Source organism: Erwinia sp. SLM-02, from assembly GCF_037450285.1.
In the GTDB taxonomy this organism is placed as follows: Bacteria; Pseudomonadota; Gammaproteobacteria; order Enterobacterales; family Enterobacteriaceae; genus Erwinia.
Genome location: NZ_JAQISN010000001.1, coordinates 1432649 through 1446801, shown reverse-complemented (window position 1 = coordinate 1446801; position 14153 = coordinate 1432649). Strand labels below are relative to the sequence as shown.

Genomic DNA, 14153 nt, shown 5'->3' with positions numbered 1-14153 from the left:
CCTGCATGTCAGGCCACCGCGGTGGCAGGTTTTGCTGTTTTAGGCATCGCCAGGCCGAGGGTGAGCGCCTCGGTGGCATCATCGTGGGCCAGCTCGCCGGCGATCTCGCCTTCGCGCATTACCAGAATGCGATCGGCAAGGCCCATCACCTCCGGCAGGTCGCTGGAGGCAAACAGCACGGCAATACCGCGCTCGGCCAGCGCATAGATCAGCTGATAAATTTCATTTTTGGCACCCACGTCGATCCCGCGCGTCGGCTCGTCGAGCATGATCACTTTCATCTCTTCCGACAGCCAGCGGCCAAGGATCGCCTTCTGCTGGTTGCCGCCGGAGAGGTTCATAATCAGCTGGTCCGCCGTCGGGGTTTTGATGTTCAGTGAACGAATGTGCAGCCCGGCATTCTGCGCTTCCCAGGCCTTATTAATCAGGCAGCCTGCCGTCAGGTTATTGCGGCGGGCGCTGATGTTAATGTTGTCGCGAACCGAGTGAACCGGAATGATGCCGTCGGCCTTGCGGTCTTCCGGGCAGAGCATAATCCCGGCCCGGATCGCCTCAACCGGTTCGCGCAGGGTGAGTTTTTCCCCGTCCAGCCACAGCTCGCCGCCGGTCAGTCGGGTAGCGCCGAACAGCCCTTTCATCAGCTCGCTGCGCCCGGCCCCCACCAGGCCAAACAGCCCGACGATTTCACCGGCGCGCACGCTGAAGGATACCGGGCTGCGCACGCCTTTAGCCTGCACGTTGTCCAGCCGCAGGCGCACCTCGCCGCAGGGACGCGGGCGGTAGCCATAAATATCGCCGATATCGCGCCCGACCATCGCCTGCACCAGCTGTTCGTTGTCGCAGGTGTTCATGTCGCTGAAGGTGCGGACGTAACGGCCGTCCTTGAAAACGGTAATCGCATCGCTGAGGGCGAAGATCTCCTCCATGCGGTGCGAGACGTACAGCACCACGCGGCCATCGGCGCGCAGCTGGCGGATCACGCGGAACAGCTGGTCGATTTCACGCGCTGAAAGCGAGCTGGTCGGCTCATCAAAGGCAATCACCTGCGCGTTGCGGGTCAGCGCCTTGGCGATTTCAACCATCTGCCACTGCCCCAGTGAGAGGTATTTCAGCGGCATGTCCGGGTCGATATCCATGCCCAGCACCGCCAGCTGCTTCGCCGCTTCGGCGCGCAGGCGGCGGTGATTGACCAGCCCGCCGCGGTGCGGCAGCTGGCCAAGGAAAATATTTTCTGCCACGGTCATTTCCGGGATCAGATGCAGTTCCTGATAAATAATCGCCACCCCGGCGTTCAGCGCATCGGTGGTGTGCTGAAAATTCACCGGCTGGCCCTGAAGGCGAATCTCTCCGCTGCTGGCGCGGTAGCTTCCGCTGAGAATTTTCAGCAGCGTTGATTTCCCGGCACCATTTTCCCCCATCAGCGCATGGACCTCTCCGGCATGGCAGTCGAAGCTGATGTCCTGCAGTGCCTTCACGCCGGGAAAGGTTTTACCTATGCCGTGAAAGCTGAGATAAGCGGGTTCTCTGGTCATATCACTCCCCTGAAACGGTGTTGGACGGCGTAAACTGCACGCGTCCGGTCATACGGTTAACCTGACTGAGGGCCGATCGCCGCAGCGACCGATCCGCATTAAGTGACATTGTCACAGACTGATTTACATCAGCCCTTTCTTGGCCAGTTCAGCCTTGAAGTTGTCGCGGGTGATCAGCACCACGTCGGTCACTTCGGTAAATTTGGCCGGTTCCGTACCGCTGGTCACCCAGTCGTGCAGCATTTTGATACTGCGGTAGCCGTGAACGTCCGGGCTTGGCAGCAGCGAGCCGTAGAAGCCGGTGGCCTGGCCTTTCGACAGTTCGCTGACCGCATCCACGCCGTTGATGCCGATGCCGATAACGTTAGGCGCTTTAAAGCCCTGGCCTTCCGTTGCGCGCACGCCGCCCAGCACGGTGTTGTCGTTCATGCCGACGATCAGCCAGTTTTTCACTTCAGGATGCTGCACCAGCAGCGAGTTGCCGGCATCGAACGCGCCCGGGATATCGTTAGATTTGGTGGGGATCTGATAAATCTGTTTTTCCGGGAACCCGGCCGCCTTCAGCGCATCCATCGATCCGCCGGTACGACGGCGGGCGGTGTCGAGTTCGTTAGCGGTGATGGCCATTACCGCGGTTTCTTTCACATCCCAGCCGCGCTTCTGCATTTCCTTATACAGCTCCTGACCCTGACGCTCGCCGATTTTGGTCGCCGCCATCATCACCAGCGGAACGGTATCCATCGGCTTGCCTTTCGCGGTAACGAACTGGTCGTCGACCGCAATCACCTTCAGGTCATAGCTGCGCGCCTTCGCCATAATCGCGGAACCCAGTTTCGGGTCCGGGGTGCAGATAACAAACCCTTTCGCCCCGCTGGCCGCCAGGCTGTCGATGGCGTTCAGGGTTTTCTCACCGTCCGGCACGGCGATTTTTATCACCTCAAAGCCCAGCTCCTGACCGGCTTTGTCAGCGAATTTCCATTCGGTCTGGAACCACGGTTCCTCCGGCTGTTTCACCAGAAAACCGAGTTTCATTGTTTCTGCGATAGCGGATTGTGACATAACGGCAGCAAGGCTGATTGCGGCCAGTGCTTTAGTAAATTTGTGCATGAGGCTCTCCGGCTCAGTGCCCGCTTTTGACGGGGTTGTGTAAACGGTAACAATCGGAAGATGAAATTATTAAAATCGTATAAACAGTAACTTATATAAAACCGTCGTGTTTTTTGCGGCGGCGGTTAATTAGTTTTACCCGTATATAAACGGAAATTTGTAGAGCGCTATCACACACTGGAATTACAGGCGTTTTGTCCATGCATTCAGCTGATTTAACCGGAAAGTAACATTTGAAGCGCATCACATAACCGGAACGGATGGCAGAAAAGTGCATATATGCAGCCACTCACACCTAACCGCTTCTGCACCATGTGCTCAGGATAAGGAGACTTGACTATCGTCTCTGGAGAACAACTATGAACAAGGGTGCCATTACCCTCGGTCTGGATTTTGGCAGCGACTCGGTTCGGGCGCTGGCGGTGGAATGTGCCAGCGGACGTGAACTGGCGAAACAGGTGGTCGCCTATCCCCGCTGGCAGGAAGGCCGTTTTTGCCAGCCCAATCGCAATCAGTTCCGCCATCATCCCGCGGATTATATTGAGGCGCTGGAGCAGGCAATTCGTGACGTTGTCACTCAACTCGGCGCGGACAGCCAGAACGTGGTCGGGATTGGCGTGGATTCGACCGGTTCGACCCCGGCCCCCATCGATCGCGAAGGCCGTGTACTGGCGCTGCGCCCGGAATTTGCCGATAACCCTAATGCGATGTTTGTGCTGTGGAAGGATCACACCGCCATCGAAGAAGCGGAAGCCATCACCCGCCTGTGCCACAGCGGCGAGTTCGGGGATTATTCCCGCTACATCGGCGGCATTTACTCCTCGGAATGGTTCTGGGCCAAAATTCTGCACGTCAGCCGTGAAGATGCCGCGGTACGCGACGCCGCCGTCTCGTGGGTGGAGCTGTGCGACTGGGTTCCGGCGCTGCTCAGCGGCACCACCGCCCCCGCCGACCTGCGCCGGGGCCGCTGCGCCGCCGGGCATAAATCACTCTGGCATCCGCTGTGGCAGGGGCTGCCGGAGGCGGCATTCCTTAATGCGCTGGATCCGCTGCTGACCCGCGATCTGGACTCTCCCCTGTTTACCGATACCTGGACCGCCGATCTGCCGGTGGGTGAGCTGAGCGCCGAGTGGGCGGAACGGCTCGGCCTGCCGCGCGGCGTGGCGATTTCCGGCGGTGCCTTTGACTGCCATATGGGCGCGGTCGGGGCCGGTGCGAAGCCGTACACGCTGGTGAAAGTGATCGGCACCTCCACCTGCGACATTCTGATTGCCGACCCCGAGCGCGTAGGCGACCGGGCCATCAAGGGCATCTGCGGCCAGGTCGACGGCAGCGTGGTGCCGGGCATGATCGGTTTTGAAGCCGGGCAGTCGGCGTTTGGCGATATGTATGCCTGGTTCAGCCGTCTTCTCAGCTGGCCGCTGGTGCAGGCCATGCAGCAGCAGCCGGAACTGAAAACCCAGCTGGAACCGATTCGCCGCGCCCTGCTGGAGGATTTAACCAAAGCCTGGGCCAGCAATCCGCAGCTCGACCATTTACCGGTGGTGCTGGACTGGTTTAACGGCCGCCGCACGCCGTTCGCCAACCAGCGCCTGAAGGGGGTGATTACCGATCTCAACCTGGGGACCGATGCGTCCACCCTGTTCGGCGGTTTTATCGCCGCCACCGCCTTCGGGGCCAGAGCGATTATGGAGTGCTTCGAGCAGCAGGATATTCCGGTGCAGCAGATCCTGACGCTCGGCGGCATCGCCCGCAAGTCACCGGCGATTATGCAGGTGTGCTGCGACGTGATGAACCGCCCGCTGGACATCGTCGCTTCCGACGAGTGCTGCGCGCTGGGTGCGGCCATTTTTGCCGCCGTTGCCGCCGGCGTCTATGCCGATATTCCGGCCGCGCAGCAGCAGATGGCCAGCCCGCTGGAGCAGACCCTGCAGCCAGACCCCGCGCGCGTCGCCCGTTTTCAACAGCTTTATCAGCGTTATCTTCAATGGTGCGAAGTTGCCGAACCGCAGTTTGCGCCACAACAGTCAACCGTTAGTGAAGGAGTGGTTTTATGACCCAGTTAAGCACCGCAACCGTATGGTTCGTGATTGGTACCCAGCATCTGTACGGCGCGGAAACCCTGCGTCAGGTTGAACAGCACGGCAAAGAGGTGGTTGACCAGCTTAACCGTGAAGGAAAACTGCCCTTCCCACTTCAGCTTAAGCCGCTGGTCAAAAGCCCGGACGAGGCGCTGGCGCTGTGCCGCGATGCCAACCACGACCAGCAGTGCCTGGGGATTATTACCTGGCTGCATACCTTCTCACCGGCGAAAATGTGGATCGGCGGGCTGTCCGTTCTCAACAAGCCGCTGCTGCAGTTCCATACCCAGTTCAATGCGGAAATTCCGTGGGACAGCATGGATATGGACTTTATGAACCTCAACCAGACCGCGCACGGCGGCCGCGAGTTCGGCTTTATCGGTGCGCGGATGCGCCTGCCGCATCAGGTGGTAACCGGCCACTGGCAGGATCCGCAGGCGGTGCAGCGCATTGCACAGTGGATGCGCGGCGCGGCGGCAAAACTCGCCAGCCAGCAGCTGAAGGTGGCGCGCTTCGGCGACAATATGCGTGAAGTGGCGGTGACCGAAGGCGATAAAGTCGCCGCGCAGATCCAGTTCGGCTATGCGGTGAACGGCTGGGGCGTCGGCGACCTGGTGGAGGTGATTAATCAGGTCAGCGACGGCGACGTCAGCGCGCTGGTTGATGAATACGAGAGCAGCTACGTGTTCTCTGCGGCGGCGGCCGTTAACGGCGAGCGACGCCAGAACGTGCTGGATGCGGCACGCATCGAACTGGGCATGAAGCGCTTCCTCGACGGCGAAGGCTGCCGCGCCTTTACCACCAACTTCCAGACCCTGCACGGCATGACCCAGCTGCCGGGGCTGGCGGTACAGCGCCTGATGCAGCAGGGCTACGGCTTTGCCGGTGAGGGCGACTGGAAGACCGCCGCACTGCTGCATATTTTCAAGGTCATGGCCGGTAATCAGCAGGGTGGCACCTCGTTTATGGAGGATTACACCTATCACTTCTCACCGGGCAACGACCTGGTGCTGGGTTCGCACATGCTGGAAGTGTGCCCGTCTATCGCCCGCGAAGCCCGCCCGCTGCTCGACGTCCAGGCGCTGGGCATTGGCGGTAAGGCGGATCCGGCACGCCTGATCTTCTCCTCTCCGGCGGGCGCAGCGGTGAATGCCAGCGTGATCGACATGGGGGATCGCTTCCGCCTGCTGGTCAACGTGGTCGACGCCATCGAGCAGCCGCACGACCTGCCCGCGCTGCCGGTTGCCCGGGCACTGTGGCGCGCGCAGCCTTCGCTGGCGACGGCGTCTGAAGCCTGGATCCTCGGCGGCGGCGCCCACCATACGGTGTTCAGCCAGGCGCTGACGGTGGACGATATGCGACTGTACGGCGAACTGCATAATATCGAAGTACTGGTGATCGATAACGACACCACCATTCACGGCTTCCGCGATGCGCTGCGCTGGAACGACGCTTATTATCGTCTGGCACGTTAAAGAAAGTCCCGGTAGCGCCCGAGGGTGCTACCGGGGTTATTTTATCGTTGCTTCGCGTTATTAATATTGGATTTTCCCAACTGCGGATATATCACCGCGCTGCAGTCATAACGCCGCTGAAATAAGCGTTCATCGCAAAATCACCTCGTTTTTCCTTATAACCTCACATTTCCCGTCATTCTTCTCTGGTCATCAGTTTGGCGCTGTGTTAATTATTGTCACGGGTCACTTTATTTAACACCCTGGGCATTTGTTCTAAAACCTCGACTTACCAGCCCCACCAACAAGTTGATAATTATAGTTTTCAGGTAAAAATCAGATTATCTGACTAACAGGGCTGTTATTCTAAAAATAATCAAATGGATGTGTCTTATGTCTCAAATGTTCGCACTTTTGCTGGTTGTGGTCATTTTATACCTGGGTGACCTGGTATCGGTCAGAACCAAAGCCTGGATCCCGTCCGTATTTGTCTGTGCGGTGCTGTTTTTAATTGGCTACTGGACCTTCTTCCCGCAGGATATTGTCAGCCGCGCCGGTATCACGCCGGTGGTGGCCGTTATGCTGATGTATTTGCTGATCACCAATATGGGCACCCTGCTCTCGGTCCCTGAACTGATCCGCCAGTGGAAAACCATTATAATCTCGCTGGCCGGTATCGCCGGGATTATGGCCACGGTCTTCGTGGTCTGCATGCTGATGTTCGACCGTAATACCGCCATTGTCACCATTCCACCGCTGGTCGGCGGCATCGTGTCGGCGATCATCATGTCCAAAGGTGCAGCGTCCGCCGGACTGGTCGATCTGTCCGTTTTCGCCATTCTGATCTACGTGATGCAGGGTTTTGCCGGCTATCCGCTTACCGCCATTATGCTGCAGCGCGAAGGCAGGCGCGTGCTGCAGAAATACCGCCGTGGGGAATGGCAGGAAACCGTTGCCGCCGCACCGCTGCCGGATAAGGCGGCGGGTGCCGCCAGCGCCGACAATGCCATGCCGCGCCTGTTTGGCCGTTTCCCCGCCCACTACAACACCAGCTACTTCAAATTTATGCGCCTCGCCTTCGTGGGCTGGCTGGCGTATCTGGTTTCAGGCTGGCTGGCGCCCGTGGTGGCGGTCAGCCCGTTCGTGCTCTGCCTGCTGTTCGGGGTGATCGCCGCCTCGCTGGGGTTCCTGGAAAGGCAGCCGCTGCAAAAGGCCAACGGCTTTGGCTTCGCGGTGATGGGCCTGATGCTGTTTATTTTTGATACGCTGAACCGCGCCACGCCGGAAATGCTGCTGCGCCTGCTGTTCCCGATGCTGGTACTGATTGCCGCCGCCGTGGTGGGGATGTTTATCGTCTCCTGGGTGGTGGGCAAACTGCTGGGCGTCAGTATGGAGATGGCCTTCGCCATTGCGCTGACCTCAATGTACGGCTTCCCGGCGGACTACATTATTACTAACGAAGCCATCACCGCACTGACCAAAGATGAAAAAGAGCGCGAAGTGCTGACCCAGCACATGCTGGCCCCGATGCTGGTCGGCGGCTTTATTTCCGTTACCATGGTGTCGGTGGTCCTTGCCGGGATCATGGTCGGCTACATTATTCCTGCTGTTTAACGCATTATTCAGTACAACCGGTACAAGAGATAAGGGAAGCAATACTCATGACCAGTCAGTCAATCACCGAGTCCGTTCGAGCCTGGGCCGAGGCGATGATCGCCTTCCGCCGCGACCTGCACGCCCACCCCGAGCTGCCGTGGGAAGAAGTCCGCACCACGCAGAAGGTGGCGCAGGCGCTGGATGAGATCGGCATCAGCTATCGTCTTACTGAACCGACCGGCATTATCGCCGAGATAAAAGGCGGCCAGCCGGGTAAAACCGTGGCGCTGCGCGCCGATATGGATGCGCTGCCGGTCCAGGAACTGAGCACCACGCTGAGCTATAAGTCGCTGACCGACGGCAAAATGCACGCCTGCGGCCACGATGCGCACACGTCCATGCTGCTGAACGCGGCCAGAGCGCTACAGGAACACCGCGCCGAACTGCGCGGCAACGTCAGGCTGATTTTCCAGCCGGCGGAAGAGATTGCCCAGGGCGCACGCGAGATGGTTCGCCAGGGTGCAGTGGAAGGCGTGGACAACGTTTTCGGTATGCATATCTGGACCACCACCGCCTCCGGTAAAATTTCCTGCAACGTCGGCTCCAGCTTTGCCTCTGCCGACCTGCTTAAGGTGAAATTCAAAGGCCGCGGCGGCCACGGTTCGATGCCGGAAGCCTGTATTGACGCCGCCGTGGTTGCCTCGTCGTTTGTGATGAATCTGCAGGCCATCGTCTCCCGCGAGACCTCACCGCTGGACTCGGCGGTAGTGACCATTGGCCGGATGGAGGTCGGTACGCGCTTTAACGTGATTGCCGAAAACGCCGTGCTGGACGGTACGGTGCGCTGCTTTGACGTCGCCACCCGCGAGCGCCTGAAGGCGGCAATCGAGCGGTACGCCCACCAGACGGCGGGGATCTACGGGGCTACGGCCGAAGTGGAGTACACCTACGGTACGCTGCCGGTGATCAACGAAGAGCGCAGCGCCCTGCTGGCGCAGTCGGTGATCCGCGATGCCTTTGGCGAAGAGGTGCTGTACGCCGAGCGCCCTACTACCGGCGGTGAGGATTTCAGCTACTTTATCGAAAATATCCCGGGCTGCTTTGCCCTGCTGGGATGCGGCAATAAGGAAAAGGGCACCGACTGGGCGCATCATCACGGCTGTTTCAATATTGATGAGGATGTGATGGTGCACGGTGCGGAGCTTTACGCGCAGTATGCGTGGCGTTATCTGCAACAGGATGATTTTTAACGCTGCGGTCAGGCAGGGCTGTCTCGCTGCGGGTTCATGAGCCTGGCGTATCGGTGCTATCCGGAACGCGGACCCGCTGCCACGTCCCTGTTCGCTCGGCCTCGCACTTCCCTGTGCTCGGACGGTCCGCTTATCCGGATAGCACCGATTGCCTGTAGATACTGGTGTTGCTGTCAGGAAAACACTTATTTTAGCAGCAACGCCATGATTCAAAAGGGAGACCGCTGCGGGACGGGTTAGCCGGGTGTCTGCCGCAGGGATGCGGCAGTCAAGCCTACAGGGATGTATTTACGGCGACCCGGCGATCTGCCCGTAGCGGTCGCCCCAGTCAGTAATCACACCGCAACCTGCCTTTAACGGTCGCCCCACTCGCCAATCCCGCCGCGAACATTCTCTGCCCGCCCAGATTACGAGTATTTTCTGGCAGCAATGCCATGACTCAAAAGGGAGACCGCTGCGGGACAGGTTAGCCGGGTGTCTGCCGCAGGGATGCGGCAGCCAAGCCTACAGGGACGTATTTACGGCGACCCGGCGATCTGCCCGCAGCGGTCGCCCCATTCACCAATCCCACCGCGATCTGCCCGTAACAGTCGCCCCATTCACCAATCCCTTAGCGGTCGTTAAAGTTCACTCCCGTTGCTGGCAATGACCCGGCGATACCAGTCGAAGCTTTTCTTTTTTGAACGCGCAAAAGTGCCGCTGCCGTCGTCGTTCTTATCGACATAAATGAAGCCGTACCGCTTACTGTACTGCCCGGTCGTGAAGGATACACAGTCAATGCAGCCCCACGGGGTGTAGCCCATCAGGTCTACGCCGTCTTCCACCACAGCTTTCTTCATCTCTTCAATGTGCGAACGCAGATAATCGATCCGATAGTCATCGTTGATTTCGCCGGACTCATCCTTCTTATCCACGGCACCAAAGCCGTTTTCAACGATGAAAAGCGGTTTCTCATAGCGCTCGTAAAGGATGTTCAGCACATAGCGCAGGCCGACCGGATCGATCTGCCAGCCCCAGTCGGATGCCTTCACATGCGGATTCGGCACGCTCCCTTCAAACCCGGACAGCGCCGAGCCTGACCCCGCATGTTCTTTGCTGACCGCGTTGCTCATGTAATAACTCAGCCCGATGTAATCTGCGCAACCTTCCCGCAGGATCTGCGCGTCACCGGGTTCCATCGCGATGTTATAGCCCTTACGCTGCCACTCTTTCAGAATATAGGCCGGGTAATGGCCGCGCATATGCACGTCGCTGAACAGGAACCGCTCCCTCATCGCCTCCTGCGCGTACATCACATCATCGGGGTGACAGGAGTAAGGATAAAGCGGCACCATAGCAATCATGCAGCCTATTTTCAGCGCCGGGTTGATCTCATGGCCGAGCTTAACCACCTGAGCGCTGGCGACAAACTGGTGATGAAGGACCTGGTACATGCACTCTTCGGGATTAGGCTCCCGGGTATAAAGCACCCCGGAGCAGCAGTAGCCGAACAGCGGCGTCTTCCAGTTGCGCTGATTATTGATCTCATTAAACGTCATCCAGTATTTCACTTTGTGCTGATAACGTTTTAATACCACCACGCTGAAGTTGACGAAAAAGTCGACAACCTGCCGATTTTTCCAGCCGCCATATTCGGTCACCAGGAAATTCGGCATTTCAAAATGCGACAGGGTGATCACCGGCTCAATGCCATACTTCAGAAGCTCATCAAAAAGCGCGTCGTAAAACTGCAGCCCCTCTTCATTGGGTTCAGATTCATCGCCCCGGGGGAAAATCCGCGACCAGGCGATAGAGGTGCGAAAGCAGCGGAATCCCATCTCTGCCAGCAGCGCAACATCCTCACGGTAGCGGTGGTAAAAATCTGAAGCCTCGTGATTGGCGTAGAGAAAGCCTTCCTGAACGCCTTCCGTGATAACCCGGTCAACGCCGTGCGCTCCGCTGGTCAGGACATCCACAATGCTTGGGCCTTTTCCTCCTTTATCCCACGCACCTTCAACCTGGTGTGCCGCGACGGCACCTCCCCACATGAAATTTTCTGGAAATACGTTGTTCATAATCATTCTCTAAAGATGTTCAGACGGTGCCGGGTTGTGAAACGGCGCGAGCATTGGGCTGAGTGTTTTCTGTAAAGCCGGCGATCCAGGTGAAGACAATCCCGAGGATAAACGCGACGGAAATCGACATCAGGAACCCGAGGAACTGGGTCATATGTCCTTCCTTGAAGAACACCGGCAGGACGGCAATCCCCGGGATGCAGTAGCTCCAGGAAACCGCATTAAAGGCGCCGGCAATCACCCCGCCGCCGGCCCCGGCCAGGCAGCCACAAATCATCGGGCGTTTAAGCCGCAGCGCAACGCCATAAATCGCCGGTTCCGTGATCCCGAACAGCGCGGTGACCCCGGCGGATAATGCCAGGCGCTTCATCTCCGCATCTTTCGCTTTCAGGTAGACACCCAATACCGCACCCGCCATGCCAAACACGGCGGAGGCCTGCAGGCCGGTGAACGTGTCGTAACCCAGCGTCGCGTAGTTACCCACGGTGACCGGCGTAATGCCCCAGTGCACGCCCAGCGTAACCAACGGCATCCACAGGGCACCCACGACAAACCCGGCTACGGCAGGGCTCAGGTGATACAGGGTGTTATAGACGCCGCCGATCGCTCCCCCGATGGTATTGCCGATGGGGCCAAACGCCAGCAGCGTCAGCGGAACCATAATCGCGATGCAAAACATCGGCGTGAACAGATTCCTGATCACCATCGGGAGGATCCGTTCAAAGAAACGCTGGACGTAAGACATCCCCCAGACCATCAGAATGATGGGGATCACCGACGAGGTGTAGCTCAGATACTCTACCGGCAGGCCCATAAAGGTCAGCGGTTCGGACGCCACGGGGATGCCAGCAACCTCCACCAGCACTTTCGAAATGGCCGGATTTTCAACGGCGCTTTTCATCAGCGCCTGCATCGCCGGATCGGCTGAATTCACCGTCAGTATTTTGTTGGCGGTCAGCATATTCAAGTAGTCCGGAGAGACCAGAGCACAGGCTGAAATCACCGCGGTAAACGGATTCACGTTAAACTTTTTGGCGGCGGTGAAGGCGACCATTACGGGAAGGAACGTGAACCCCGTCCAGGAGACGAAGTTAAGTATGCGATAGGTGCCTCCAGCGGGATCCATAAGATCGATCGCCGTCAGCAGGGAGATTATGCCCTGCAGTACGCCACAGGCGGCCAGGGGATAAAGAAAAGGCGCGAAAATGCTGGATATGATATCCATCAGGCGGTTTACGATGCCGACATTCGGCGCCTCTACCGCAGCGTTCTCGTCGATGCTCAGCAGGTTTTGCACCTCACGGTAGGCATCGCCGACGTGGTTACCAATCACTACCTGCATCTGACCGCTGGCCTTAACGGCGGTGATAACGCCGCTAACGCGTTTAAGTGATTCAATCTCTACCTGTGAGGGGTCCTTAAGCACAAATCTCAGCCGCGTCGCGCAGTGCGTTACGCCGATCACATTGTCATCGCCACCAATGAGTCTTACGATTTCTTTCGCAGACTCTGCATAGTTTATCGCCATCGCTTTTTTCCATTGCCAGAGGGGAATTCAGGCCCGCAGGTCCCAATTCATTCCCGGCATGTTAGGAAAAGCCTGAGGCAATGTCACGTGGTCACAACGGGCGGAAATTCGTCACTAATTACAGAAATGTCACACCCTGTGACTGAGTATCATGACTGCTTAGCGCCAGTTTTCGCCCGATAGATTCGAGGATAAACATCACCGGGATCTGTGTCGTAATGTCGTATTCATTTTCAATTAGAATACGCGAGACATGATAGGGGATAATAAAGTCAGCCAGTTTTGCCAGGGTGGAGTTTTGACTGCTGGTGATCGAGATAACCTTGCACTGATGAATAACGAACTGCCTGGCGATTTTTATTATTTCAGGCGTTTCACCCGACACGGAGAGCACAATAGCAACGGCACTCTGGGCCATATCCGTGCTGACGGGGTACCAGGGGTCGTCAATATGGTTGCTGAACTTGCCGATGTTAGACAAAAACCGCGCGCCGTAGCGGCCAAGCGAGCCGGAGCTTCCTGCCCCGACGAAGAAAACGCGCTCCGCGCTTCGGATGTGGTCGGCCGCGCGGCCTATCATTTCATCAAATTCATCATTCCTGATGCTTTTAAAAAAAGTCAGTATTTCTTCCGCGCCGTGCGGTATCAATAAGGTGTTGTTTTTCTGTAAATGAATTTTGAGGCAGGTTTTAAGCTCGGAGTAGCCTTTGAAATCCATTTTTTTACAGAAGCGCAGTACCGTCGCGGTCGACACTCCGGAATTATCGGCCAGTTCCCTGATGGTCATATAAATAACCGCGTTAATGTTTTTGATAATGTAATTGTGGACATGACTTTCCAGTACGTTCAGATCGGCAATTTTTCTGGCGTTGAACATTATTCATCAATCTCATAGTGTCATTTATGCTGCCCATCATGTCACAAGGCGTGACAGGCGTGCGATTATTCCCGTAAAAAGCGCCCTGCCGAAGAAATATAATTGTTTGAAACGTGATGAGTGACGCATTTTGACAGGCAGCAATATCCGGAACGCGGACCCGCTGCTACGTCCCTGTTCGCTCGTCATGCACATTGCAGCGCTTCAAATGATCGCTTCGGTATTCGCGTCTGGCGTATCGGTGCTATCCGGAACGCGGACCCGCTGCCACGTCTCTGTTCGCTCGGCCTGCATATTACAGCGCTTCAAATGATCGCTTCGGTATTCGCGTCTGGCGTATCGGTGCTATCCGGAACGCGGACCCGCTGCCACGTCCCTGTTCGCTCGTCATGCACATTACAGCGCTTGAATCGATCGCTTCGGTATACGCGTCTGGCGTATCGGTGCTATCCGGAACGCGGACCCGCTGCCACGTCCCTGTTCGCTCGGCCTCGCACATCCCTGTGCTCGGACGGTCCGCTTTTCCGGATAGCACCGATTGCCTGAATATACTTGCGTTGCTGCAAGAGGACGGATTTTGCTCCAGACCAGATATTTTGATATCGCCGCTAGAAGACTCGTTCTTTCCCGGCAGCAACGCCATGACTCAAAAGGGAGACCGCTGCGGGACAGGT

9 protein-coding genes are annotated in these 14153 nt (G+C 57.6%); 4 read left to right on the top strand and 5 right to left on the bottom strand.

Annotated elements, in window-relative coordinates:
* Nucleotides 1-8: 8 nt before the first annotated feature.
* Together araG and PGH32_RS06715 are read right to left on the bottom strand one after the other, a co-directional pair.
* A complete protein-coding gene (gene araG / locus PGH32_RS06720; RefSeq protein ID WP_337893549.1) occupies nucleotides 9-1532 on the bottom strand; it encodes an L-arabinose ABC transporter ATP-binding protein AraG in 1524 nt (507 codons plus the stop codon).
* 123 nt (nucleotides 1533-1655) lie between these two features.
* Entirely contained in the window at nucleotides 1656-2639 is a 984-nt protein-coding gene (locus tag PGH32_RS06715) for an arabinose ABC transporter substrate-binding protein (RefSeq protein WP_123330278.1), read from the bottom strand.
* A 359-nt stretch (nucleotides 2640-2998) separates the two neighbouring features.
* Here PGH32_RS06715 and PGH32_RS06710 point away from each other — a divergent pair, with 359 nt between their 5' ends.
* The 4 genes from PGH32_RS06710 to PGH32_RS06695 all read left to right on the top strand — a co-directional run bounded on the left by PGH32_RS06710 (nucleotide 2999) and on the right by PGH32_RS06695 (nucleotide 9020).
* Nucleotides 2999-4696, top strand: a complete 1698-nt coding sequence (locus tag PGH32_RS06710) for a ribulokinase (protein ID WP_337893548.1) — start codon at nucleotides 2999-3001, stop codon at nucleotides 4694-4696.
* On the top strand, nucleotides 4693-6195 hold the full coding sequence (gene araA / locus PGH32_RS06705; RefSeq protein WP_337893547.1) for an L-arabinose isomerase: 1503 nt from the start codon (nucleotides 4693-4695) through the stop codon (nucleotides 6193-6195). The genes PGH32_RS06710 and araA overlap by 4 nt, the downstream gene beginning before the upstream one ends.
* Nucleotides 6196-6567: 372 nt before the next feature.
* Nucleotides 6568-7788, top strand: coding sequence for a hypothetical protein (locus PGH32_RS06700; RefSeq protein WP_314420055.1), 1221 nt, complete (start codon nucleotides 6568-6570; stop codon nucleotides 7786-7788).
* Nucleotides 7789-7835: 47 nt separating this feature from the next.
* Nucleotides 7836-9020, top strand: a complete 1185-nt coding sequence (locus PGH32_RS06695; RefSeq protein ID WP_314420053.1) for a M20 family metallopeptidase — start codon at nucleotides 7836-7838, stop codon at nucleotides 9018-9020.
* 620 nt (nucleotides 9021-9640) lie between these two features.
* Here the strand turns inward: PGH32_RS06695 and PGH32_RS06690 are convergent.
* The 3 genes from PGH32_RS06690 to PGH32_RS06680 form a co-directional block, all read right to left on the bottom strand.
* Nucleotides 9641-11074: a 6-phospho-beta-glucosidase gene (locus PGH32_RS06690; RefSeq protein ID WP_337893546.1), complete on the bottom strand. Its 1434-nt coding sequence runs from the start codon at nucleotides 11072-11074 to the stop codon at nucleotides 9641-9643.
* A 19-nt stretch (nucleotides 11075-11093) separates the two neighbouring features.
* Nucleotides 11094-12602 (bottom strand): PTS transporter subunit EIIC, encoded by a 1509-nt coding sequence (locus PGH32_RS06685; RefSeq protein WP_337893545.1) that lies wholly within the window; start codon nucleotides 12600-12602, stop codon nucleotides 11094-11096.
* A gap of 118 nt (nucleotides 12603-12720) precedes the next feature.
* Complete coding sequence (locus PGH32_RS06680; RefSeq protein ID WP_314420047.1) at nucleotides 12721-13479, bottom strand: MurR/RpiR family transcriptional regulator; 759 nt, start codon at nucleotides 13477-13479, stop codon at nucleotides 12721-12723.
* Nucleotides 13480-14153 lie beyond the last annotated feature (674 nt).